At 33.8% G+C, this 25,733-nt stretch carries 16 protein-coding genes; 14 read left to right on the top strand and 2 right to left on the bottom strand.

All coding sequences use genetic code 11. The features are described from left to right. Positions 1-239 precede the first annotated feature (239 nt). The 7 genes from fsa (at position 240) to V6624_RS04450 (ending at position 13,654) form a co-directional block, all read left to right on the top strand. Entirely contained in the window at positions 240-896 is a 657-nt protein-coding gene (gene fsa, locus V6624_RS04480) for a fructose-6-phosphate aldolase (protein WP_338841008.1), read from the top strand. 564 nt (positions 897-1,460) lie between these two features. Then, complete coding sequence (locus V6624_RS04475; RefSeq protein WP_338841006.1) at positions 1,461-4,628, top strand: TonB-dependent receptor; 3,168 nt, start codon at positions 1,461-1,463, stop codon at positions 4,626-4,628. Positions 4,629-4,638: 10 nt separating this feature from the next. Next, positions 4,639-6,270, top strand: coding sequence for a RagB/SusD family nutrient uptake outer membrane protein (locus tag V6624_RS04470; protein WP_111287967.1), 1,632 nt, complete (start codon positions 4,639-4,641; stop codon positions 6,268-6,270). A 31-nt stretch (positions 6,271-6,301) separates the two neighbouring features. Next, a complete protein-coding gene (locus V6624_RS04465) occupies positions 6,302-7,669 on the top strand; it encodes a glycan-binding surface protein (RefSeq protein WP_338841005.1) in 1,368 nt (455 codons plus the stop codon). A gap of 12 nt (positions 7,670-7,681) precedes the next feature. After that, positions 7,682-9,883, top strand: coding sequence for an endo-1,4-beta-xylanase (locus tag V6624_RS04460; RefSeq protein ID WP_338841004.1), 2,202 nt, complete (start codon positions 7,682-7,684; stop codon positions 9,881-9,883). A 91-nt stretch (positions 9,884-9,974) separates the two neighbouring features. Further along, positions 9,975-11,600 (top strand): DUF5597 domain-containing protein, encoded by a 1,626-nt coding sequence (locus tag V6624_RS04455; RefSeq protein ID WP_338841003.1) that lies wholly within the window; start codon positions 9,975-9,977, stop codon positions 11,598-11,600. A 146-nt stretch (positions 11,601-11,746) separates the two neighbouring features. After that, a complete protein-coding gene (locus V6624_RS04450) occupies positions 11,747-13,654 on the top strand; it encodes a sialate O-acetylesterase (protein ID WP_338841001.1) in 1,908 nt (635 codons plus the stop codon). Between the two features lie 189 nt (positions 13,655-13,843). On the opposite strand, the gene V6624_RS04445 is transcribed toward V6624_RS04450, so the two are convergent. Continuing rightward, positions 13,844-14,719 (bottom strand): LysR substrate-binding domain-containing protein, encoded by an 876-nt coding sequence (locus tag V6624_RS04445; protein ID WP_111287896.1) that lies wholly within the window; start codon positions 14,717-14,719, stop codon positions 13,844-13,846. Between the two features lie 103 nt (positions 14,720-14,822). Here V6624_RS04445 and V6624_RS04440 point away from each other — a divergent pair, with 103 nt between their 5' ends. Next, positions 14,823-15,545, top strand: coding sequence for an MBL fold metallo-hydrolase (locus tag V6624_RS04440; protein ID WP_338840998.1), 723 nt, complete (start codon positions 14,823-14,825; stop codon positions 15,543-15,545). A gap of 34 nt (positions 15,546-15,579) precedes the next feature. After that, the gene (locus V6624_RS04435) at positions 15,580-15,927 is read left to right on the top strand and encodes a gamma-glutamylcyclotransferase family protein (protein WP_338840997.1); all 348 of its coding nucleotides are present in this window, start codon (positions 15,580-15,582) and stop codon (positions 15,925-15,927) included. 15 nt (positions 15,928-15,942) lie between these two features. Here V6624_RS04435 and V6624_RS04430 read toward each other — a convergent pair whose 3' ends face one another. After that, positions 15,943-16,548 carry an RNA polymerase sigma-70 factor gene (locus V6624_RS04430; RefSeq protein WP_338840996.1) on the bottom strand — a complete coding sequence of 202 codons (606 nt, stop codon included), beginning with the start codon at positions 16,546-16,548 and terminating at the stop codon, positions 15,943-15,945. Positions 16,549-16,828: 280 nt separating this feature from the next. Here V6624_RS04430 and V6624_RS04425 point away from each other — a divergent pair, with 280 nt between their 5' ends. The 5 genes from V6624_RS04425 (at position 16,829) to V6624_RS04405 (ending at position 25,659) form a co-directional block, all read left to right on the top strand. Beyond that, complete coding sequence (locus V6624_RS04425; RefSeq protein ID WP_111287886.1) at positions 16,829-17,980, top strand: FecR family protein; 1,152 nt, start codon at positions 16,829-16,831, stop codon at positions 17,978-17,980. Positions 17,981-18,150: 170 nt separating this feature from the next. Beyond that, complete coding sequence (locus V6624_RS04420; protein WP_338840995.1) at positions 18,151-21,732, top strand: SusC/RagA family TonB-linked outer membrane protein; 3,582 nt, start codon at positions 18,151-18,153, stop codon at positions 21,730-21,732. Positions 21,733-21,749: 17 nt separating this feature from the next. Continuing rightward, the gene (locus V6624_RS04415; protein WP_111287882.1) at positions 21,750-23,156 is read left to right on the top strand and encodes a RagB/SusD family nutrient uptake outer membrane protein; all 1,407 of its coding nucleotides are present in this window, start codon (positions 21,750-21,752) and stop codon (positions 23,154-23,156) included. A 64-nt stretch (positions 23,157-23,220) separates the two neighbouring features. Next, positions 23,221-24,423 carry a TlpA disulfide reductase family protein gene (locus tag V6624_RS04410; protein WP_338840994.1) on the top strand — a complete coding sequence of 401 codons (1,203 nt, stop codon included), beginning with the start codon at positions 23,221-23,223 and terminating at the stop codon, positions 24,421-24,423. A 102-nt stretch (positions 24,424-24,525) separates the two neighbouring features. Further along, entirely contained in the window at positions 24,526-25,659 is a 1,134-nt protein-coding gene (locus V6624_RS04405) for a TlpA disulfide reductase family protein (RefSeq protein WP_338840993.1), read from the top strand. Positions 25,660-25,733: the final 74 nt, after the last annotated feature.

Raw genomic sequence — 25,733 nt, 5'->3', positions numbered from 1 at the left:
AGGAGAGAATAGATTGAAGGTTTAGTTACTATTTTCTTTCTATTAGGAAAGATTAGAAATTTAAGTCAGTTTGATAAATTAGTAGTGAGTTCTATTTTATTAAAGGTTTTTTGAAGAGCGGAATCGATCGAAATGCACATTTTTTTCTCGCTAGGATTTACCAGGAACTTTGTCAAAGTTTTAAACTTTGACAAAGTTTTTTTTACGCAAAATATTATTTAACCAAAAACCACAAAAACATGAAATTTTTTATTGATACTGCCAATCTTCAAGATATTGAAGAAGCGCAGGCTTTAGGCGTTTTAGACGGCGTAACCACCAATCCGTCATTAATGGCAAAAGAAGGCATTACAGGAAAACAAAATATTCTAAACCATTATCTAGCAATTTGTAATATCGTTGATGGCGATGTTTCTGCTGAGGTAATCTCAACTGACTTTGAAAGAATGGTAAAAGAAGGAGAAGAATTGGCCGCTCTGCATCCGCAGATTGTGGTAAAATTACCTATGATTGGCGACGGTATAAAGGCTTGTAAATATTTTTCTTCTAAAGGAATTCGTACCAATGTAACTTTAGTATTTTCTGCTGGTCAGGCTTTGCTTGCCGCTAAAGCAGGAGCAACTTATGTTTCTCCGTTTTTAGGACGTTTAGATGATGTTTCTACTGATGGAATGCATTTGATTTCAGAAATTAGAGAAATCTACGATAATTACAATTATCAGACACAAATACTTTCCGCTTCTGTGCGACATACCATGCATATTATCAATTGTGCCAAAATAGGATCAGATGTAATGACTGGACCACTTTCTGCAATAAAAGGTCTTCTAAAGCATCCATTAACAGATATCGGATTAAAGCAATTTGTAGAAGATGCCAAAAAGATGAATTTATAGTCTTTTTATTTCCGTTTTTATAGTTCTAAAACTCCTTTCCAGTTATTTGGAAGGGAGTTTTTTTATGAAATAAAAGCAACCGATTGTCCTTTTTTTTACCTTTTGTAAGAAATATATGGTTTAGAGTTTAAAGTATTGGTTTGCAGTTTGTAATTGCCTAAATCTCTCGTGTAATAAGGCATTAGCGAAGATTTGATATAAAATATTTTTTGGACGCTTACTACAACGTTTGAGTGGTTTTGGAAAAAATATTAATTTTTAACATTTTATATTTTTTTTAAGATTTCGAGTCAAACGATTTATTATCTCTAACGTTTTCGTGGAATGAAATGCTGTTATTGATAATTAATCAAAAAATTACGATTATAAATATGGATAATTCTTTTTTAAAGTGATATTTTTTATAAAAAATTAACGCAACCGATTGTGTGTTGTTGTTTTTTACATATATTTGTTTTGACTATAAGAGATTGTTCGTGTAAAATTTATGATTGAAGCGAATTATAACTCATTAAAAAAGAAAACTAACTAAACCATACTATTAACTCATTAAACCAATTATTTATGACTAACTTTTTAATTACTAAAAGCAGATCTAAATACTTTAAGAATTTGGGGTTCTTGATCCTGATGCTCGTATTTTCTGCTGCAGTAAATGCGCAAATTACTGTTTCGGGTACTGTATCTGACAGCAGCGGACCTATACCAGGTGTAAATATTATCGTAAAGGGAACCAAAACAAGTACTGTTTCTAATTTTGATGGAACATATACGCTTAATGCTATTCCTGCAAATAGTATTTTGGTTTTCAGTTTTATCGGATACAAATCTTATGAGGTTTCGGTAAATAATAAAACGAAAATCGATGCTTTATTAGAAGAAAATCTTAATGACTTGAAAGAAGTTGTTGTTGTAGGATATGGAACAGTAAAAAGAGCTGATTTAACAGGAGCTGTTTCTACAGTAACTAGTGCAGCAGTCACGCAATCTGTTGCAACAACTATTGATCAGGTTTTACAAGGTCGTGCAGCGGGGGTTCAGATCCAGCAAAATAGTGGTACGCCTGGAGGTAGTTCTTCAGTACGTATTCGTGGTATCAGTTCGATTACGGGTTCAAACGAACCAATTTATGTAATCGATGGTGTTATTATTGATGGAAATTCAGGTTCTTTAAATACTAATCCGCTTGCGGGAATTAACCCTAATGATATTGCTTCGATAGATATTTTGAAAGATGCATCAGCAACTGCAATTTATGGTTCGAGAGCTGCAAATGGAGTAATTATGGTTACTACCAAAACAGGTAGAAAAGGAGATTTGACTTTAAATTTTGATAGTTATGTAGGATGGCAACAAATGCCAAAAGAATTGCAAGTACTTAATTTAAGAGAATACGGGACACTAAAAAATACTCGTGCAGATTTAGGAATTGTTCAGCGAGATAATACTTTCATCAGACCCGAACTTTTAGGAGAAGGAACAAACTGGCAAGACGAATTGTTTCAAACAGCTTTAATTCAAAACTATAATTTATCGGCTTCTGGTGGTTCAGATAATACTACTTATGCTTTAGGAATGTCATATTTTGATCAGGAAGGAACTGTGATTGGTTCTTCTTTTGATCGTTTGACTCTTCGCGGAGTTATCGATTCTCAGGTAAAGAAATGGATCAAAGTGGGAGTGAATATGAATGTTTTTAAAACAAATCAGGTAACAACAGTTAATGATGATTCTGTAATTTTAACGGCATTAAAACAAACTCCAAACGTAGCGGCACGTAATGCTGATGGAACTTTTGACGGTCCAGATACAACAGAATTCGTTCAGACAAATCCATTGGGAATTGCTTTACTAAAAGACAATCATTCAACCAACTATGGAATTAGAGGAAATGCTTATGCAGAAATCAGTTTTACAAAAGATTTAAAGCTTAAAACGCAATATTCTATTGATTACGGTTTTGGAAACAATTATACTTTTAATCCATCTTATACTTTTGGCGCACTGACAAATGAGGTTAGAGAAGGATCAAGAACAAAATCTACGAGCGAAAACTGGATTTGGAATAATGTATTGAGTTATAATAAAACATTCAATAAACACAGCGTTACTGCAATGTTAGCTCAAGAAGTTCAAGAGCAAAACTGGGAAAGTCTTTATGGATACCGTTCAGGCTATTTAACAAATGGAGCAACGGACTTAAATGCTGGAGATCCTACGACAGCAAGAAATTCAAATTCAAGTTCTACAAGATCTCTAAGCTCTTATTTTGCAAGAGGGACTTATTCTTTCGATGATAAATACTTTGTAACAGGAACAATCAGAAGAGATGGATCTTCACAATTTGCTGAAGAAAACAAATGGGATTGGTTCCCATCTGCAGCTGTAGCATGGAAAATTTCAAACGAAAGCTTTTTAAAAGAAAACAATACCATTAGTAATTTAAAATTACGTACAGGATGGGGAGTTGTGGGTAACTCAACAGTACCAAATAACGCGTACACTTCTGTATACGGGACTTCTGCAACAAACTGGGGAAGCGGGCAAATTGCTACAAATACGGCAAATCCAGATTTGAAATGGGAAAAAACAAATTCAACGAATATTGGTTTAGACCTTGGCCTTTTTGATAATAGAGTAGAACTTACTGCTGATGTTTATTACAAAAAAACAGATGATTTATTATTAAGATTATCACTTCCAGCATACGTAGGGACAACTGGTCAAGGATCAACAACACCTCCATATGCTAATATTGGATCTCTTGAAAATAAAGGTTTTGAAGTTGTATTGAACACGCTTAACATGCAGAGAAAAGATTTTACTTGGAGATCTAATTTAAATTTTACTGTAAACAGAGTTAAAGTATTGAAATTAAATACAGAATCTGGAGTTTATGATCAGACTTTACAGCAAGGTTCTGATGTAACTGTGGTAACACGTTCAGCAGTTGGTCAGCCAATTGGGCAATTTTACGGTTACAAAGTTATTGGACGTTTTGAAAAAGCTACTGATTTTTATTATAAAGATGCAAGCGGAACGGTAAAAGCAACAGCATTGCCAGAAGGAATGCAGATTGGAGAAAATGGCGTTTGGATTGGAGATTATATGTTTGAAGATGTAAACAAAGATGGTGTAATTAATGAAAAAGATGCAGGTTACATTGGAAATCCAAATCCAGATTTTACATTCGGATTCAATAATAGCTTTTCGTTCTTAGGATTTGATGTGAGTATTTTATTTACAGGTTCTTACGGAAATGATGTTTTAAATTACCAAAGACGCTGGTTAGAAAATCCTCGTGAGAATACTAACTTATTAAAAACAGCATTAGGATATGCAGAATTGGAATTAATCGATCCAAACGGGCCAAACGATTATCGTAATGTGCAGATTGTTGGCGGAGATCCTTATATGCCAAGAATTGCAGCATCTTCGGCGGCTTCAGCTTCAAACTACCGTTTGAGCAACAGATTTGTTGAAGACGGATCTTATGTAAGACTTAAAAACATTTCTATCGGATACAATCTTCCTAAAGATTTATATTCTAAATACGGAATTTCAAATATCAAAGTGTATTCAAATATGCAGAATGTCTTAACCTTTACAAAATACAAAGGATATGATCCAGAAGTAGGTGCGATTAATCAAAACTTGCTTTTAAACGGTATTGATAATGGACGTTATCCTTCACCGATTACAACTACACTTGGAATAAATGTTAATTTCTAAAAACTGCACAATGAAAACAAAGAAAATATTTTACACGGCTCTAATTATTGCATTGCCATTTGTTTGGACGAGCTGCAGCGACATTTTAGACGTTGAACCAAATGATGTAATTACAAAAGAGAATTTTTATCAGTCTGAATCTGATTTTCAGGCGGCAACAGGACCTTTATATAACAAAGTTTGGTTCGATTTTAATGATAAATTCTATTACGGATTAGGAGACGGACGCGCTGCAAATATGTATGCACCTTTCTCAGATTACGTTTATCCTTTTACAGATTTAACAGAAACGGGATTAACAGGACCTTTGGTTTCGGCTTGGGGATCATTGTATAATGTGGTACAGCAATCGAATAACGTTATTATCGGAATATCTGGAAGTTCATTGAGTGATGCTGTTAAGAACAGGTATATTGCCGAAGCTCGTTTTATGAGAGGAACTGCTTATTGGTATTTAGCTTCTTTATGGGGAGATGTAATTATTTCGACAGATCCGAGAGAATTAGTTAAAAACCCAATTGTAAATAAAAATCCGCTAAAAGATGTTTTTGAATTCTCTATGCGTGATTTAGAATTTGCTGCAAAATATCTTCCAGAAACTGCTGGCCAAGCGGGACGTTTAACAAGATATAGCGCATTCGGAATGTTATCTCGTGTTTACTTATCATTTTCAGGTATAAGCGATAATCCAAACAGCGGAACACGCAGTCAAGAATATCTTGATTTAGCTAAAAAAGCGGCAGAAAAAGTAATGAGTTCTGGGCCATATAGCTTAATGGCAAATTATGAAGATTTATTCATGATTGACAATAACAATAATACAGAATCTCTTTTTGCTCTTCAATGGGTTCCAAACGGCGATTATGGAGTAATCAATACGCAGCAAGCTTATTTTGCATTAGGTTCTGATATTACGGGAGACGATGCAGCTTGGGGATATTGGACAAGAGCTTCTTACAATGTTTTACAAGAATATGAATCAAAAGATCTTCGCCGTAGAGCAACTTGGATGGGAGATAATGACTTTTATCCAGAAATTAATAAAGCAAACGGTGGTTATACAGTAGATCACAGCGCAGATTTCCTTACAGTTAAAAAAGGAGTTGTAGGTTCTACAAAAGACAATTCTAAAATTTCTCGTATGAATTCTGCTTTGAATACTTATATGCTACGTTTAGCCGAAGTGTACTTAAATTATGCAGAAGCGGCTTTAGGAAACAATGCTTCAACTTCAGATGCAACAGCACTTATGGTTGTAAACAGACTCCGCACACGCGCAGGCTTAGACCCAAAAACAACTTTGACTTATGCTGATCTTATTCACGAAAGAAGAGTAGAATTATGCATGGAAGGACAATACTGGTATGATTTAGTTCGAAGAGCTTATTACAAACAGCAAGAAGTAATCAACTATGTAACAGGACAAAACAGAGGAATAATTACTCCAATTTTGTACGATTCTGCAACCAATACAGTTACGGTTGACGATACAAAAAGTACAAGCCCAAGAGCAATTGGTGTAATCGACGAAACAATTTTCACACTTCCTTATCCAGAATCTGAATTAGTTCAGAATCCTTTATTGAGAGAAAGTCCCGTTCCGTATCAGTTTACAGAAGAGAAAATTAAAGACTTATTCTAGTTCCAGAAATAAAAAACTAAAAAATATAAATATGAAATATATTTTAAATAAAAAGTATTGGGCGCCAATTGCAATTCTAAGCATGATGGTTTTCGGTATGCTGTTTACATCTTGCGACAATGACGATTCAGAAGGTGGAGCAATTACGATAACGAAAGTATTTTTAGAAGATATAAATTCTTCTGTACCAGATAGAGAAGTTAGCTTTGCTCGTTTAGGACAAACGCTACGTATTGAAGGTTCTGGATTTTCAGGATTGAAAAAAGTATACATTAACGGATATTCAACTTATTTTAATGTTGTTTTTGTATCCGATAATTCGATGCTAGTAACTGTCTCAGCAGATACGCCTATTCTAGAAGCCGATCCATCAGTTAGAAATACAATTCGTTTTGCAAATAATTCACACGATTTTACATTCTCTTTTGAAATTCGTGCAGGACAGCCAGCTATTTCGGCTATTTCTAATACAATGCCAAATCCAGGCGAAACCATTACCGTAACAGGAACTGGATTGACAGAAGTAAGCAAAGTAGTTTTCCCAGGAAATGTAGAAGTAACATCAGGAATTACCTCAGATGAAGATGGTGAATCATTTACAGTTGTGGTTCCAAGCGGAATTTCAGATTTAGGAGGTTCAATATTTGCAGAAACTTCAAACGGAGGCGTTTACTCGCCAGCTTATTTCAATTTCAAAAAAGGATTATTATTGAATTTTGATGGACAAGGACAGCATGGATATTGGGGATCTGCAACAAGTATGATTCAGCCAGCAGATTTAGAATCAGCAACAATTGGAACAGGAAATACTTCTCAAGGAAAATACGCACCTAATCGTCCAGAGAGAGTTGCTTCTTTTGATGCCGCTAAAAACCGTTGTTCAGAAGTTTGGACAGCAGGAAACGGAGTAGACAATTGGAGAGCACAATTAACGCCTTATATTCCAGCTACTACACCATTAGATAAAGTAGCATTCCAATTTGATATTTATGTTCCAGACACATGGAAAGATTCAGGTTTCTTAAAAATATGTATGATCAATAATTTTAACGGAGGAGAATGGGCTGGAGCTTGCTACAATTATGTTCCGTGGATTATAGATGGAAAATCTGTAGGAGTGAGCACAACAGGATGGACTACAGTTACAATTCCGTTAAACAAATTCTATGCATGGTCTAAAGAAGCATTTACTTTCGAAACTGTTTTAGCTTATCGCGAAGCGGCAACCTATCAAAACTTTGGTATTTACTTCGAAAATTCAGATGTAAAACTATCAAATGTAACAGGATCTGCAAGCGAAGTAGAATTTGCTTCAAAAGCAACTACTGTAAAAGTGTATACAGATAATTGGAGAATTGTGCCATTAGACACGCCAGTTTATAATGATTTCCCTAACTAAAAAATGACCAAAATGAAATACATAAAGATATTACCTGTAATTGCTTCATCATTGTTGTTATTCGCGTCTTGCGATGACAACTTGATGGAGTGGGGAAAAGACCCAGAACATGGAGAAATAACAGGAGCAGAGCTTCCTCTGGAATTGGTTGAAAAAATCAGCCGTTACGAACCATTAAAAAACTATTCTGATTTTAAGTTAGGAAACGGAATCGGAATTAGTTTATACATGAGCGATGCAACATATAGAAATATTGTCAATGAAAATTTCGATGAGGTTACGCCAGGTTATGAAATGAAACATGGTGCAATGGTAAATTCCAAAGGAGAAATCAATTTTGCAGATGTAGATGCTTTTATTGCCGCAACTAAAAGTGCTGGTTTATCGGTTTTCGGACATACTTTAATTTGGCATTCCAACCAAAATGCTAGTTATCTAAATGGTATTATTGCCCCAACAGTAATTCCAGGTTCAAGCGGAACAAATATTTTAGACTTAACCTCTATTAAAAACGGAACCTTTACAGGATGGGCTAGAAATAATCCAGGAAAAGGAATCACAACAGTTGCCAATTCAGGATTAACAAGCACTTCTAGCGCAATTCAATTGCAGTCTAGTGCAAGTTCTTCAGCAGCATACAATCTTCAATTGACATCACCAAATGTGCCAATTGTTGACGGACATAATTATGAGATTTCATTTTACATCAAATCAGATGTTGCGGGTAAAGGGCGTATTTCTTTCAACGGATCACTTACAAATCAATATCCGTACAAAGATTGGTTTAGTACCGGAGGAAGCTGGACAGAAGCTTTTGCAACAACTTCTTCTTGGCAGCAAGTTAAAATTAAATTAGCTCCAGGCGATTTCAAAGCTGGAAGCACAAGTTTTCAATTTAATTTAGATTTAGGATATCTTCCAAATGTAACGTATCTAATTGATGCTAATACACTTGCAGTTGTCGATCTTGATGCTGCGACAGCGGTAACCAATTTAGTTAGCAATGGTAATTTTAACTCAGGAATTACAGGATGGTCAAAATACAACGGAGCTTCAGATGCTTTAAGTCTTGCATCGGCAACAGACGCTTACGAAGGAAATGGAGCGATGAAAGTGATAAATGCAACAGATAATTCTGGAGGAGAATGGAAAACGCAGATTCATGGTGATTTCACATCAACTTTAACAGCAGGAAAAAGCTATACAATTTCATTCATGATTCGTTCAGAAGGTACAGGATCTGTTCGTTGTTCAACAACTGGAGGGTCGGCGCAATATCAAGGAAATCAGGCAACTTCTACAACTTGGAAATTAATTGAATGGAAAATAACTTCGGCAGGAACAGAAACAGGTTTCAACTTTGATTTAGGATTATTGGCAGGAACTTATTATATCGACAATGTTTTAGTAACTGACGGTTCAACATCTGGCGGAGGCGCTACAGCTCCAGTTACAATTGAGAAAACTGATGCTGAGAAAACGAAAATTATTGAAGATGCCATGACCGATTGGATTTCAAAAATGATGACGCATTACAAAACAAGTGTTTTTGCTTGGGATGTTGTAAACGAACCTATGAAAGAAGATGGAACGCTAAGAAATGGAACAGAAGGCGATACAGCATCAGATTATTTCTCTTGGGTAAAATACTTAGGAAAAGATTACGCTGTAACAGCATTTAAACTGGCTCGCCAATACGGAAATTCTACAGATAAACTTTTCATCAACGATTATAACTTAGAATCTAGATTAGATAAATGTGAAGGATTAATCGACTATGTAAAATATATCGAAAGCAAAGGCGGAACAGTTGACGGAATTGGAACGCAAATGCACATTAGTTTAACAACAGACAAAGATCAAATTGTTCAGATGTTCCAAAAACTGGCAGCTTCAGGAAAATTGATTAAAATCTCGGAGTTAGACGTAAGATTAGGAACAAACGCTCCAACTGTTGCCCAACAAGCTTCACAAGCTGAAATGTACCAGTATGTAATCGATATGTACAAAAAATACATTCCTGCGGCTCAGCAATATGGCATAACAATTTGGGGAGTTTCAGACAATTCAAAAGAGCATGAATATTGGTTACCGGACGAATCGCCAAACCTTTGGGATGCAAATTATGTTCGTAAACATGCTTATAAAGGTACAGCAGATGGTCTTGCAGGTAAAGATGTAAGTAAAGACTTTTCTGGAGAGTTGGTTAAGTAGTAAGTTTTATTGTAATTTAATCCATAATATGAGCCTGTAAAAGGGTTTGTATTATGGATTATTTATTTTTTAATTTTTAAAAACAATTAGAATGTATAAGCCTTTTAAAAATATTGTTTTTACTCTTTTTGTTATAGCGTCACAATTCGGGTTTTCTCAAGCAAAAATGCCTCATTTGCAGCAAAAAGGAAATAAAAGGCAACTCATTGTTAACGAAAAACCTTTTATTATACGAGGAGGAGAATTAGGCAATTCTTCGGCAACCAGTATGGAAAGCATGGAAACCATCTGGCCGAAATTGATCGACATGAACCTCAACACAGTTTTAACGCCTATTTATTGGGAATTAATAGAACCGCAAGAAGGCAAATTTGATTTTTCTTTAGTTGATGATTTGATTATTCGTGCGCGAAAAGAAAATCTAAAACTCGTTTTTCTATGGTTTGGATCTTGGAAAAACAGTATGTCCAGCCATGCTCCAGAATGGGTAAAATTAAACCAAAAGAAATATCCGCGAGTAAAAGATGATCAAAATAAAAGTCATGAAATTTTAACGCCCTTCGGCGAAAATAATCTTCAAGCCGATTTGAATGCGTTTAAAAAACTAATGGCGCACATAAAAGATTTCGATCAGAAAGACCAAACCGTTATCATGATTCAGGTTGAAAATGAAATTGGAATGTTGCCAACGGCTCGTGATTATCATCCTTTAGCGAATGCGACATTTCAAAAACCAGTTCCAGATGAATTGATCAAATATTTAGAAAAAAACAAACAAAATCTAGTTCCAGAATTTTTAGAGGTTTGGAAGAAAAACGGATTCAAAACCAAAGGAAACTGGGAAGAAATTTTTGGGAAAGGACTTCACACCGACGAGATTTTTATGGCTTGGTATTTTTCTAAATTTACTAATGCTGTTGCAAAAGCAGGAAAAGACGTTTATCCAATTCCAATGTTTGTAAACGCAGCTTTAAACGCGCCAGAAAAAAAGCCTGGACAATATCCAAGTGCAGGTCCGTTACCACATATTATGGATGCTTGGAAAGCAGCAGGAAATGCAATTGACTTTTTAGCGCCAGATTTTTATAATCCGTCATTCAAACAATGGAACGATTTATTTACGCGTCAAGGCGATCCATTATTTATTCCAGAACATCGTTTTGATGAAACAGCGCCGTTCAAAGGTTTATATGCAATTGGACATTATGAAGCAATTGGTTTTTCGCCTTTTTCTATAGAATCTGTTGCAGATGCTAAGAAAGAACCTTTAGGCAAAATCTATGATTTAGTAAAGCAATTAGCACCTGTTATTGAAGCCAATAAAGGGCAAGGAAAAATCGATGGTGTTTTATTAGACAAAGAAAATAATACGCAAATCATCAAAATGGGCAATTACGAATTCACTTTCAAACATGACTATACTTTAAATTGGTCGGATGGAGCGAAAGCTGAGGTTTGGCCAATGTCGAGCGCTATTATTATAGAAATTGGAAAAGACGAGTTTTATATTTCTGGATCAGGAATTGTAGTAACTTTTAAGCCTCTAAAAGAGAATTTAAATGCAGGAATTCTAAAAACAGATCAAGGAAAATTTGAAAATGAAATTTGGAGAACCATAAGACATTTTAACGGAGATCAGACTCATCAAGGAAGACATTTAAGAATTTCAGTTGGCGATTACGAAATCCAAAAAATAAAATTATATACTTATGAATAAGATTTTCCATCCTAACAGGTTTCCAAAACCTGTTAGGTTTCAATTGAAAACCTGTATTTTTAATTTTAGAATGGAAAGTAATACCTAACAGGTTTTGGAAACCTGTTAGGATAATAAGATTTTCTTACTGTAAAAAACATATAAGAATGAAAAAAATAATACTAGCATTTCTGATAACTTTTAGCATTAATGCTCAAATAAAACTTCCGCGACTTATTAGCGACGGCATGATACTACAGCGCGATACCAAAGTCAATATTTGGGGTTGGGCATCTCCGAAGGAAAAAATTGAACTTGATTTTAAAGGAAAAAAATACAACACGACAACCGCAGAAGACGGAAAATGGTCGATTCAGTTGCCATTGCAAAAAGCTGGCGGACCGTATGAAATGACTTTAAAAGCATCAAATACAATTGTTCTAAAAAATATACTTTTTGGAGATGTTTGGTTATGTTCAGGTCAGTCAAATATGGAACTTTCGATGGATCGACTGAAAGACAAATATCAAGACATTATTGCGAAATCGGAAAATTCGAACATCAGACAATTTTTAGTTCCAGATGAATATTATTTCGAAAAAGAACGAAACGACTTTTCTTCAGGTTCTTGGATTTCAGCAAATCCAATTAATGTTTTACAATTTACTGGCGTTGGATATTTCTTTGCTACAGAAATTTACGAAAAGTATAAAATCCCAATCGGATTAATCAACAGCGCTTTGGGCGGTTCTCCAGCAGAATCTTGGATTAGCGAAGAAAGCATTAAAAAATTCCCTGAATATTATCAGGAATTTCTAAAATTCAAAGACGGAAAACTTGAAAAACAAATCGACGAAAACGACCGAAAAGTAAATTCAGAATGGTACAAATTATTAAACAATACGGATCTCGGATTAAAAAATAAATGGGTAAATCCAACTGATATTTCTGATTGGAAAGAAATGCAAATTCCGGGTTATTGGGCAGATGGAGAACTTGGAAAAATAAATGGTTCAGTTTGGTTTAAAAAAGATTTTGTTTTAGAAAAAGTAAAAGAAAATCAGGCAAAATTAATTTTAGGAAGAATTGTCGATGCCGATTCGGTCTTTGTAAACGGACATTTTGTTGGAACAACTTCCTATCAATATCCGCCGAGAATTTATTCTTTCAATACTAATGTTTTAAAAGAAGGAAGAAATGAAATCACTGTTCGCGTAATCAACAATTCAGGAAAAGGAGGTTTTGTAGTCGATAAACCATACGAATTAATTGTTGGAGACAAAACCATTGATTTAAAAGGAAATTGGAGATATAAATTAGGTTCAAATATGCAGCCGCTTCCAGGACAGACTTTTGTAAGATGGAAACCAGTTGGATTGTACAACGCCATGATTGCTCCTTTGAAAAATTATCCAATAAAAGGTGTTTTGTGGTATCAAGGTGAAGCCAATACCAAAAAGGCAGCTGAGTATACGGCTTTAATGGAAACCTTAATTGCAAATTGGAGAACACAATGGAAACAGGAAAAATTGCCGTTTTTATTGGTACAATTACCCAATTTTATGGAACCAAAACCAGAACCATCCGAAAGCAATTGGGCAGTTTTAAGACAACAGCAAGCCAATGTTTTAAAAGTTCCAAATACTGGAATGGCAGTTGCGATTGATTTGGGCGAATGGAATGATATTCATCCATTAAACAAATATGATGTTGGACTACGATTGGCGCTTCAGGCAAGAAAATTGGTTTATGGCGAGAAAAATTTAATTGCCTCAGGTCCAATTTTCGAATCGATGGAGCAAAAAAATGAACAGCTTATTTTAAGTTTTTCTTCTATCGGAACTGGTTTAATGAGTAAAGGAGGTAATACTTTATATAGTTTCGCAATCGCGGGACTAGACGGAAAATTTGTTTGGGCAAAAGCAAGTATTGAAGGTGATAAAGTTATTGTTTGGAATAATGAAATTAAAAATCCAGTAAAAGTGCGTTATGCTTGGGCAGATAATCCAGATAATGCTAATTTGTATAATAAAGAGAATTTACCAGCTTCGCCTTTTGAAGCAGAGTTGAAATAACTTTTAAGAAATGAGAACTTTGACAAATTTTAAAACTTTGACAAAGTTGTATTTTAAGTTATTCCATCCAGTTTTGTCATTTCGAGGAACGAGAAATCGCACTAGAAGGTCGACAAAGATTTGAGCTTTTCTTTGCGGAACTACGAGTGCGATTTCTCGTTCGAAATGACAAATTTTACCATAAATAGTTTACTTCAAATTCTCCATCAAAATTTTCAAAAAAGCCTTAACCGCTTTTTTCTCATACACTTCTTTCAGAGAAATAAGCATTGCAGTTCGCGTCATATTTTCTCCTTTTATTGGAATAGCGTACAAATCTTTTTCGTCTTCGATTGTAGTTTTTGTTAAAATTGTATGCCATTTTCCTGTTTTAATAAGTTCTAGTAAAGTTGGAATATCGTTTATTTCAATAGTGACTTTTGGGTGTAAATTACTTTTCTCAAAAGCTCTACTGATAAACTGAGTCGTGCTAAAACCGCCTGCAGGCATGGCAAGTGGCAACATACTGATTTCTTCCAGAGAAATTGTTTTTTTATTTTTTAAAGAAGTTTCAGAAGACGTAACCAAAGCCATTGGCGAAGTAAACAATTCCAAATATTTGAAATGAGCCTCAGAAGCAATTTCTTCGAAAGTCAGAATCACATCGAGTTGAAAATGATTCAGTTTTTGTATTAATTCCTGCGAAGTTCCAAAAATGATTTCGAACTGAATTTTCGGATATTCAGAACTAAATAAAATCAAAGCTTTTGTAACAACATGGCGTAAAGCGTACGTAACACCAATGGCAATTTTTCCTGTTTCGAGTTTATTTAAATCTTTTAATAATTGAAGTCCGTCAGAAGCTTTGTTGACCGATTGCTGTGCGTAAACCGAAAATAATTCTCCAGCTTCTGTCAATGTAATTCGTTTTCCAATTCGGTTAAAAAGCGGAACTTGAAGCTCATCTTCCAATTGTTTAATTTGTTGTGATAGAGTACTTTGACTGATGTAAAGCGCAGCAGCAGCTTCAGTAAAATTCAGTAATTCTTTTGCTTTTAGAAAATATTTAAGTTGACGAAGTTCCATTTTCAAATCGGTTTTATCGATTGACTTTATCGAAAAATAAGGTTTTACAAATATAGAAATTCTTAAGAACTTTGTTTCGTTCTAAAAATTACAGAAGAATAAAATGAAAATAATTGCTTTACAAGAAGGAAATTACATTGCTAATTCTAAAAAAGAATTTCAGCTTTTGACAGAAGAAACAACTGAATCGGGTTTAAAAATGGCAATTCAGCCTTTTCTTGTTATTACAGAAAATGATATTATTTTATTAGATTTCGGTTTAGGATTTGTAAACAATGGAGTTCCATTTATTTATGAAATGCTAAGAAAAAATAATATCGAACCTCAACAGATTACAAAAGTTTTGGTTTCGCATTTACATAAAGATCATATTGAAGGAATTGGTTATTTTGAAAATGATCAATTCGTTCAAAATTTTCCGAATGCAAAGATTTACATTCAAAAAAGAGAAATAGATTTTGCTTTACAGCAATTGCAAAATCCGTCTTACGTTCCAGAAATATTAAATCAGCTTGAAAAACTACCGAATGTTGAATTATTAAATGAAGACAGCGGACAAATTACAGATGAAATTTTCTTTGAAGTTTCGGCTGGGCATACAAAGTTTCATCAAGTATTTTGGATTAAGGCTGATAACGAAATTGTATTTTATGGAGCAGATGATCTTCCACAAAAAATATATTTGAAAATACACGTTGCCTACAAAACAGATTTCGATGGAAAACGAGCAATGGAATCAAGAAAAAAATGGGAGCAGGAAGCAAAAGAACAAAATTGGAAAGTGCTTTTGTACCATGATATGAAGACGCCAGTTTTGGAGTTTTGAGATTATACTAGAATAAAGAATATGGAAGAAGAATATGAAAGATAGAGAATTGCCAGCTTTAATAATTTATGGATCATTGGCGCCAGGCGAATCCAATCATTCGGTTATGGATCCGATTAAGGGCGAATGGAAAAAAGCGATTATAAAAGGAAAACTTCAAGAAGGAGGGTGGGGTTCTTCTTTAGGATATAATGGTTTTATTCCGATGAATTCCAAAGAAGCTGAAATTATAAAAGCATACGTTTTATTTTCAGAAGATTTATCTGCAAATTGGGATTATCTAGACGAATTTGAAGGTGATGGCTATACTCGAATTCAAACCGAATATGAGCTGGAAAGCGGAGAAAAAGGAATTGGATTTATTTATGCTTTGAACCAATAGAAAGGAAAATTCAGATTAATTATTTAGTCTGAATTTTTTTTTAAATGAAAATATAAGAAACAAAACACTCTTCACTTTTTCTTCTAACGAAGAGCGCAAAATCGAAAAAGCCTTTGTAATCTGAGCTTCAACAGTTTTGATAGAAACATCTAAATGTTCTGCGATTTCGATATTTGTTAAACCTTCTTTTTTGCTCAAAATAAAAACCTCTTTGCATTTTGGTGGTAAATTCTGAATCTCTTTATTTACGGCATTCAAAACCCTTTGGAAAGATTCAGAATCTTCTTCTTGAACAATTCCGTTTAAAGCATCGTGATATGATTTTTCAAGAGAAAACAAAGATTGATTTTTTCTATATAAATCGATAAACTCATTGTAAACCAATTTGTAAAGAAAACTTTTTAGAGAATGATCTGTTTTTAATCTTGTACGTTGTTCCCAAACTTTTATAAAGACATTCTGAACGATATCTTCGGCGCTGTAAACATTTTTCACCAAACTGTTGGCATACACGCAAAGTTTATGATGATACGTGTCGATAAGATAGGTGTAAGCGCTTTCATCTCCATTTTTTAGAGACTCAATTAGTGTAGTATTATCGCTGTAATCATCCATCTTCATAAAAACAAATATATAAATTAATAGTTTTTTAGGTCAAAAAGTGAACTGAATTTCATAAAAAGACCTGCTTTTTTGCCTTTCTATTTGAAAATTATTACAAATAAAAAAGGAATAAAATGCAAATATAAATCTTTTACTTTATAATTTCTACCAAATTAGTCGAGTTTTATTGAGAGAAAAGACTTGTGAAAAAGAAAAAAATCAGTAAAATGAAAAAAACTTTATCAAATTGTTAGGGTTTTGTTTTTTGGTTTCGTAATAATATCAAAAAACGACTAAAATGACAGTAAAAAAGTCAGAGAGACTAATTGTTAAATTTATCACAAATCAGGCTTCTCATGAAGAAATTGAGCAGCTTACCGAGTGGTTAAAAGAAGAAGAGAATCAAATTGTATTTAAGGATTTTGTAAAAACGAATTATGCAATTGATACTGCTTTGAACTCTTTTGATTCTTCTGAAGTTAGAAAACAGCTTTCAGAAAGAATTGAAAAGGAAAATAATGTTTTTACTAAAAGAAGATTTTCATCTTATTATAAATATGCGGCGATTTTGGTTGTGGCTCTTGGCGGATTTTATTTCTATAAAAATTCAAGTTCTGAACATGCTAGAAAAAATGTTATTGTACCAAGAGTAGATGAAATTGTTTTGCAATATGGTAATGGTTCTTCAGAAAACATTGATACTTCTGAAGAAAAAGAGGTAACAGATAAAGATGGAAATATTATTGGAAAACAAGAGAAAAATAGACTGGTTTATGATAAAGCTTTCGCTGAAGGAGAATTGGTTTACAATACTTTGAAAGTTCCTTACGGGAAGAAATTCGAAGTGCAACTATCAGACGGAACATTAGTGCATCTTAATTCAGGAACATCATTGCGATATCCAGTTCAGTTTGGCAAAAACAAAAACAGACAAGTGTATCTGAGTGGTGAAGCTTATTTTGAAGTGAGTAAAGACAAAGCGCATCCGTTTACGGTTAATTCACAGCAAGTTAATGTTGAGGTTTTAGGAACTAAGTTTAATGTAGATTCTTATGCTAATAATGCAAGCACAGATGTGGTATTGGTTGAAGGAAAAGTTTCGCTTTATAAAGATCAGAAAACAAATGATAATCAGGTGTTTTTGACACCAGGATTTAAAGCTTCCAATTTAAAAGGACAGACCACTTTTAAAACAGAACAAGTAAATACAGATTATTATACAGCTTGGGTAAAGGGAAGTTTGGTATTTAAAAATGCTTCTTTCGATGATATTATTAAAAAACTGGAACGCCAGTATAATGTGACTTTCATTAACCGAAATAAAACATTAGGAAGAGAAATTTTTAATGCCCGTTTTGATAATGAACCAATTGAAGTGGTTTTGAAATATTTCAGTGACAGTTATGAAATTGATTACATTATTAACCAAGACAAAATAACGATAAAGTAAATTATCAATTAACAATTTATAATTAACAATTAAAAAGACGCCTATGTAACAAAAATCCAAAAATGAATAGGATCGTTATAAAAAAACCGGAAAATGCGCCAACATTTCCCGGTAGAGTGTATGCGGTCAGTTAATTAACCAACCAACATTAAAAAAAACATTTTAAAAGTATGAAAAAACTCTTGAACAAAATCAGGTTTGATAAGCCTTTTTTGAAATTTGATTTGAAAATGAAATTGACCACATTATTTCTGCTAACTGCCTTAAGTATAATGCACGCCGGAACCAGTTATTCTCAAAAAACCAAGATTTCTTTTAATGTCAATAATATGACTGTTGCAAAAGTTATCGAAAGGATTGAATATACAACAGATTATAGATTTGTTTACAATGTAAGATCTGTCGACTTAACTAGAGTAATCGACGTAAATGCAAGTGACACTTCGATAGAAGTTGTGTTAGGCAAAATTTTTAATAATACCAGTACTGATTTTAAAGTTTCTGGAAACCATATTATTTTGATGCCAAAGAAGACTTCTCCTGAAGTTAAAAAACCTGTGGCAGATTTTATTGTAAAAGGTAGAGTCACAGATGAAAAAGGAATGCCTTTAGTAGGTGCAGCAGTTGCTGATAATGGTTCTGGAAGAGGTGTAAATACCGATTTTAATGGAGAATATCAGATTATTGCGGTAAGCAGCGAAACTACTTTGGCATATTCTTATTTAGGATATGTTAGACAAGAAATTAAAGTTGAAGGCAGAAGTGTTATCAACGTTGTTTTAAAAGAAGATGTCTTAGAATTAGAAGGACTTGTTTTGAAAACAGGTTACCAAGATATTTCTGAAGAAAAAGCAACAGGATCTTTCTCAAGTTTGAAAGCAGTAGATTTTAAAGAACAACGATTAAGCGGTTTAGATAAAATTTTAGAAGGACGTATTGTTGGATATCAAGATGGAAGAATTCGTGGTACAACTTCTATGAATACTAATGCTACAGCTCCTTTATATGTTATTGATGGTTTTCCTGTAGAAAATACTAGATTAACTCCTTATGCAACTATAGAAGAAAATCTTCCTAGTTTGAACTTAGAAGATATTGAAACAATTACGGTTTTAAAAGATGCTGCGGCTTCGTCTATTTATGGTGCTCGCGCAGCAAATGGAGTTGTGGTAATTACAACTAAAAAAGCAAAAGCTGGAAAAACAAATATTTCTTTTTCAAGCAATTTAACCGTTACTCCTTATAGAAATTATACTGGAAACCTTACTGATTCTAATGATATTATTGGTTTAGAAAGAGGATGGGCAGATGGAAATCCGAATTTGAAAACTGCTAATGCAAACACGTATGCGCAATCATTGTTGAATAATGCGGTATATACAAGTTTAGGAATGCAGACTATTTTAAACGGTTATGCTGGAAATATTTCTCAAACAGAAATGAACAGCCGTTTAGATCAGCTTGGCGGACAAGGTTATAAATACTTTGATGATATTGCTAAATATGCAAAACGCGACCAATATTTTATGCAGCACAACCTTAGTTTAGGAAAAGCTACAGAAAACAATACTTTTAATGCTTCTTTGACTTATAAAAACAATCAGTTTGAAGATATTTATACTGAAAATGAATCGGTTGGGATTAATTTGAAAAATACAACTCAAATTAACAGCTGGCTGTCTTTAGATTTAGGAACTTATACGAATTTTGGAAAAGGAGATACACAAAGTTATTTTGCTTCACAGCCTGATTTTACTTCAGGTCCAGGATATAAATATCAGCCATACAATCAATTGGTGAATAATGACGGAACTAATTTTGTTTCGACAGCTGCTTCTCGTTATAACAACTTTACGCTAAATTCTATGCAGACTTATGGTCTTTACAACATGGATATTACGCCAATGGATGAGTTTGGTAGAAATTTAGTTGAAAACAAGAGTTTCTTAAATAGGACTTTTGCTAAATTCAATGTAAAATTCAGTAAAGCATTTACATACAATGCAATGTTCCAATACGAATTTGCTTCAGATCGCGCTAGTCAATTATATGACAAAAATTCATATTATGTAAGAAGTAAAGTAAACGGAATGGTAACAATTGCCAATAACAAAGCTGTTTACAATTTGCCTTACGGAGACATTGTTAAAGAAACGAATCAGTTTTCTAATGCATATAATTTCCGTCAGCAGTTAAACTTCAATCAGATTTTTGCTGAAAAGCATGATTTTTCTGCTATTGCTGGTATGGAAATCCGTCATTCAAAACAAGAATATAACGATAACACACGCTACGGTTACGATTCACAAACTTTAGGTTTTGCTCCAATAAATCAAGCCGATTTATTAAAAGTATACGGAACTGTTTTTGGCGGATATATGTCGCAAAGCGAATTTTCATTAGAAAAAGAATTACAAAACCGATACGTTTCAGTGTATGGAACTGGAGGTTATACTTACGATAGAAGATATACACTTTCAGGAAGTATTCGTTGGGATCGTTCTAATCTTTGGGGAACAGACAGTAAATATCAAAATAAACCAACTTGGTCAACTGGAGCAGGATGGAATATTGATAAAGAATCATTTTTTGATGTTGATTGGGTAGACGGACTTAAACTTCGTGCTTCTTATGGTATTGGAGGAAATGTTGCTAAAGATTCTGCGCCATATTTAACAGCATATTACAATTCTAACTCAAATGTTGGAGGAAATCAAGGAACGGTAAGTAAGCGACCAAACCCTGAATTATCTTGGGAAAAAACTACTACAACAGATATTGGTTTAGACTTTTCATTCTTCAAAAGCAGATTAAGCGGAACTTTTGATGTGTATAGAAAAAAAGGACAAGATTTATTAGCGAGCAGTCAAGGAATTCCAACAGAAGGATGGGGTTATTCTACTTACACGCTTAACAACGGAGCAATGACCAATAAAGGTGTCGAAGTAACTTTGAGAGGAACTATTGTAAAAACACCTTCATTCTCTTGGGATGCAGCAGTTTTATATGCTTACAACAAAAACGTGGTGGATTACGTAAACGTAACAGCTCCAGTTTATTACCTTCAGTTAGATTACCCACAGGCTTTTCCAAGAGTTGGAACAAGTTTTAACTCTATTTATGGTTACAAATGGGCTGGATTAAGCAGCACAGGAATTCCTCAAGTTTATGATGCTTCAGGAACTGCAGTAAAATACAATCCGGGACAAATTGATGCTATCAAAGATTATGGCTCAACAGTTCCTACGCAAAGCGGATCTTTCCATACTTCGGCTAATTATAAAAACTTCTCACTTTCGGCACTTTTCATTTACGAGTTAGGACATAAAATAAGAAATACCTTCTTGCCAATGCTGAATAATACTTATAATAGTGCAGCAGGAGGTTACATAACCAATATTTCTGTAGTAAACAATCATATTGCAGATCGTTGGATGCAGCCTGGAGATGAAGCTTTCACAAATGTTCCAAGAGCAGTTTACGAGTATGATCCAGAATTTAGTTCAGATTCTCGTACTATTTATTCGTATGCAGATATTAATATTCTAGATGCATCAAATGTGAGATTAAGTAATGTTTCGCTGTCTTACCAAATGCCAAAAGACATTATTAAGAGAGTAAAATTAGATGGCGTACGTTTCAATTTAAACGCAGAAAACGTATACACTTTTGCAAAAAGCAGAGATGCTAAATATTTGCTAGGCGGTTTCCAATCTCCAAGCTTTGTTATGGGCGTAAATGTTAATTTCTAATTTATAAAGACTAGACGATGAAAAATATATATATAAAGATAGCGTGCTTCTTAGCTTTAGGATTAACTTTTGCCTCTTGCGAAGATTATTTGAGTGATATCCCTAAAGGATCAAAAACACCAACAACATTAGCTGATTATGAAGCTTTTCTACGCGACGAGTATACTAACCACAGAGTTGATATTACTGGCGCTTCACAATTATTAAATGACCAATATGTAACTGTTGCATCTTTAGCAAATAATAGATTGTATAATGCACTTTATATGTGGGATGAAAGTGCTGACCGAATTGCTTTGAAAGTATCAGATGAAACAATGTATTATTCAAGTTATGCGGGAATTTCGACTTTTAATTTAATTATCGAAAATGCATTAAATACTACGCAAGCAACTGATGACGAAAAAAGAGTAGTGTGGGCTGAAGCAAAAATACTGCGTGCCATGAATTACTATAATCTGGTTAATTTTTATGCAGATACTTATGTAGCGTCTACAGCCTCAACAAAATTATCAGTTCCGTTAATTACTAGTGCCAATATTAATGCGCCAAGTAAACAAGTAACCATTCAAGAAATGTATGATTTTATCTTGAATGATGTTAAAGAAGCTTTACCGTATTTGCTAAAAGTTTCGCAAACTGCTTTGCATCCAAATTTAGGGGCAGGTTATGCATTTTATTCAAGAGTTTATCTTCAAATGAATAACTATACAGAAGCTTTAAAATATGCAGATTTAGCATTGGCTGAAAACAATCAATTGTATGATTGGATTGGATATTACAATGCAAATAAAACGATTATAGATCTTCCAAATTCGTACACTACGACAACATCTCCAATGGGATACAATTATGTAGAAAACTACACGTATCGTCATGGTACTTATTCTAGTTTAACAACAGAAAATAGTATTCCTGTTGAGCGTGCACAACGTTTTGAAGCTGGAGATGCGCGTTTTATTTCACGTTGGAAACTTTATACTGTTGGTGCCGAAACGTATTACAGAAGAACTTTGTCTGGTGCTTTTAATTTTGGAGGAATCACAACTGTTGAGGTTTATTTGATTAAAGCAGAATGTCTGGCGCGTGCGGGACAAATCAGTGAAGCATTAAATGTTTTAAATACAGTTCGTAAAACTCGTATTCTTCCAGCTTCTTATCAAGATATTTCGACTGCAGATAAAACAACAGCTTTGAAAGCTATTTTCAGAACAAAAAACAATGAACTTACTAACACGCTGATTCCTTTTGCAGACGCACGCCGTTTAAATGCTGAAGGCGTTTATACAGTTAGTTTTACAAAAGTAGCAAATGGAACTACTTACACTTTATCTTCAGATTCTCATTTATGGACAATGCCATTTCCACAAGGTGCTACAGCAAACCCAGGAAACGGAACAATAACACAAAATGTAGACAAATAATAATAGAAGCTTCCTGATTAGATTTTCCCGAAAGGGAAGCTTTTTTCTAAAATATCAATCAAAAATGAAAGCAATTAAATCTAAAATATTAGGCTTGTGCATTTGCTTGTTTATGGTTTCATTAAACATTCAGGCGCAAAAGAAAAAAACAGCGCCAGCGACGGTTTCTTCTTATACAATTGAAGGAAACATCACTGGTTTAGCAGATGGAACAGCTGTAAAACTAGTTCCAGGCGCTACGCATTCTTCTGAACTGCCAGTTGCTGAAACAACATTAAAAGACGGGAAATTTACTTTCGAAGGAAAACTAAAAGAACCTCGTTTTTTCTATGTTGTCTTTGGTAAAAGCAAAGGAAATATTTCTGTAATGGTCGAAAATTCAAAAATAAAAATTACAGCGGCTGGCAAAGTTTCAGATAAAGAAGGCGAATGGATTTCTTTTAAAGATGTCGTGATTACTGGTTCTAAATCTCACGATTATTATGTTAAAGAAACCGCTTTTAAAGAAGAATTGAATAAAGATTACGAAGCATATCACGTTGGAATTAACGAACTAAGTAATTTAGCTGGAAAAGCAAAAAAAGAAAACAACAAGAAATTATTGGATTCTGTTTACAGCACGGCTCAATGGAAAAAATTTGAGGCAGACGAAAAAGCATTTTTTACGAAAGTAGAATTGTTGTCAAAAAATTTGATTGAAAAACATAAAACAAACTGGTGGGGACCATTTTTCATGATGACTTCATACAGTTATTTTACTCCAGAGCAAAAGCCAATTTATGAGCAGTTTTCAGAAGCAGCAAAGAAAAGCTACTACGGTCAAATTGTAGATAAAGATTTGAATCCGAAATCTTTAGTTGGAACAAGTATTGCCAACTTTGGGTTAAAAGATAAAGATGGAAAAACTTTCAATGCAAAAGATATCGTTGCAGGGAAAAAATATATTTTGGTTGACTTTTGGGCATCTTGGTGCGGTCCATGCCGAAAAGAAATTCCAAACTTAAAAACAGCTTACGCTGAATATTCGAATAAAGGATTTGAAATTTTAAGTGTTTCAATCGATAAAGACGAAAAAGCTTGGCAGAAAGCATTAGTACAAGAAAATATGCAATGGCACAATCTTCTAGACGATGATAAAGTGAGCAAAACATTTAATGTAAAAACAATTCCAGCAACTTATTTAGTAGACGGTAAAGGTGTAATTATCGGAGAAAACTTGAGAGGTGCAGAATTGGAAGCAAAACTGAAGGAACTTTTGAAATCTTAGTTTTTTTTAGTCGCAGTTTTCAGTCTCAGTCTCAGTTGATAACTGAAAATTGCGATTGAAAACTCAAAAAAAAATCGCAATCTAACAAACAAAAAATATAACATGAAAAGTACAATTTTAAAATCAAGTTTACTGGCCTTAGCCCTTGCGACGGCAGTAACTTCTTGTGCAAAAAAAGAAGGATATACAATTAACGGAACAATTGCCGGATTAGATAAAGGAACAGTTTATCTGGAATATGCAGATGAAAAAGGAGATAAAAAAATCATCGATTCTGCTGAAGTAAAAGAAGGTGCTTTTACTTTTAATGGAAAAACTGGCGAGCCTTTATTTCATACTATTAAAATTAAAGGACAAGAATACGGAGCATATTTTCTTTTAGATAATGAAGATATTACTATTGAAGCAAAAAAAGATTCAGTTTTTAAAGCTAAAGTAACTGGAGCTACTCAAAACGGATTTTACAAATCATACTACGATAACGAATTTAAAAAAATACAAGCTATTGCGGGGCCAATTTATAAATTATCTGATTCGTTGACTCAAAGCGGAAAAGTAAAATTGACTCCAGAACAGCAAACTATGATGGATAAAAAATGGAAGGATCTTGGCGCTTTCGCGGATGATCTAACAGACAAATTCATCAGAAAAAATAAAGACAATCTGGGAGGAGCTTTAGTAATCGAAGACCGAATTGTGTCTTACGGAACTCCTGAAAAAGTAAAAGAATATTACGGAATTTTAGCTCCAGAAATTCAAAAATCATTCTACGGAAAAAAATTAAAAGCTTCTATTGATCTTAACGAAAAAACAGCAATTGGTGTTGCTGCTCCTGAATTTTCGCAAACTGATGTAAACGGAAAAGTAGTAAAATTATCAGATTACAAAGGGAAATATGTTTTGGTTGATTTTTGGGCTTCTTGGTGCGGACCATGTAGAAAAGAAAATCCAAATGTTGTGGTGGCTTACAAAACCTATCACGATAAAGGATTTGATGTTTTAGGAGTTTCTTTAGACGATAAAAAGAATCTTTGGGAAAAAGCAATCGAAAAAGACGGTCTAACTTGGACACACGTTTCTGATTTAAAAGGATGGCAAAATGAAGCTGCTGTTTTATATGGTGTAAAAATGGTTCCAACAAACTATTTAATTGGACCTGACGGAAAAATCGTTGCTAAAAACCTTAGAGAAGCTGAATTGCAATCTAAATTAAAAGAAATTTTCAGCAAATCGTAAATAAGTATTCAGTCGCAGTTTTCAGTCTCAGTCTCTGAAAACTGCGACTGCGACTGAAAACTCAAGAAAAAATC

It is taken from the genome of Flavobacterium ginsenosidimutans (assembly GCF_037478105.1).
Classification (GTDB): domain Bacteria; phylum Bacteroidota; class Bacteroidia; order Flavobacteriales; family Flavobacteriaceae; genus Flavobacterium; species Flavobacterium ginsenosidimutans.
This window is presented reverse-complemented; position numbering and strand designations above follow the sequence as displayed.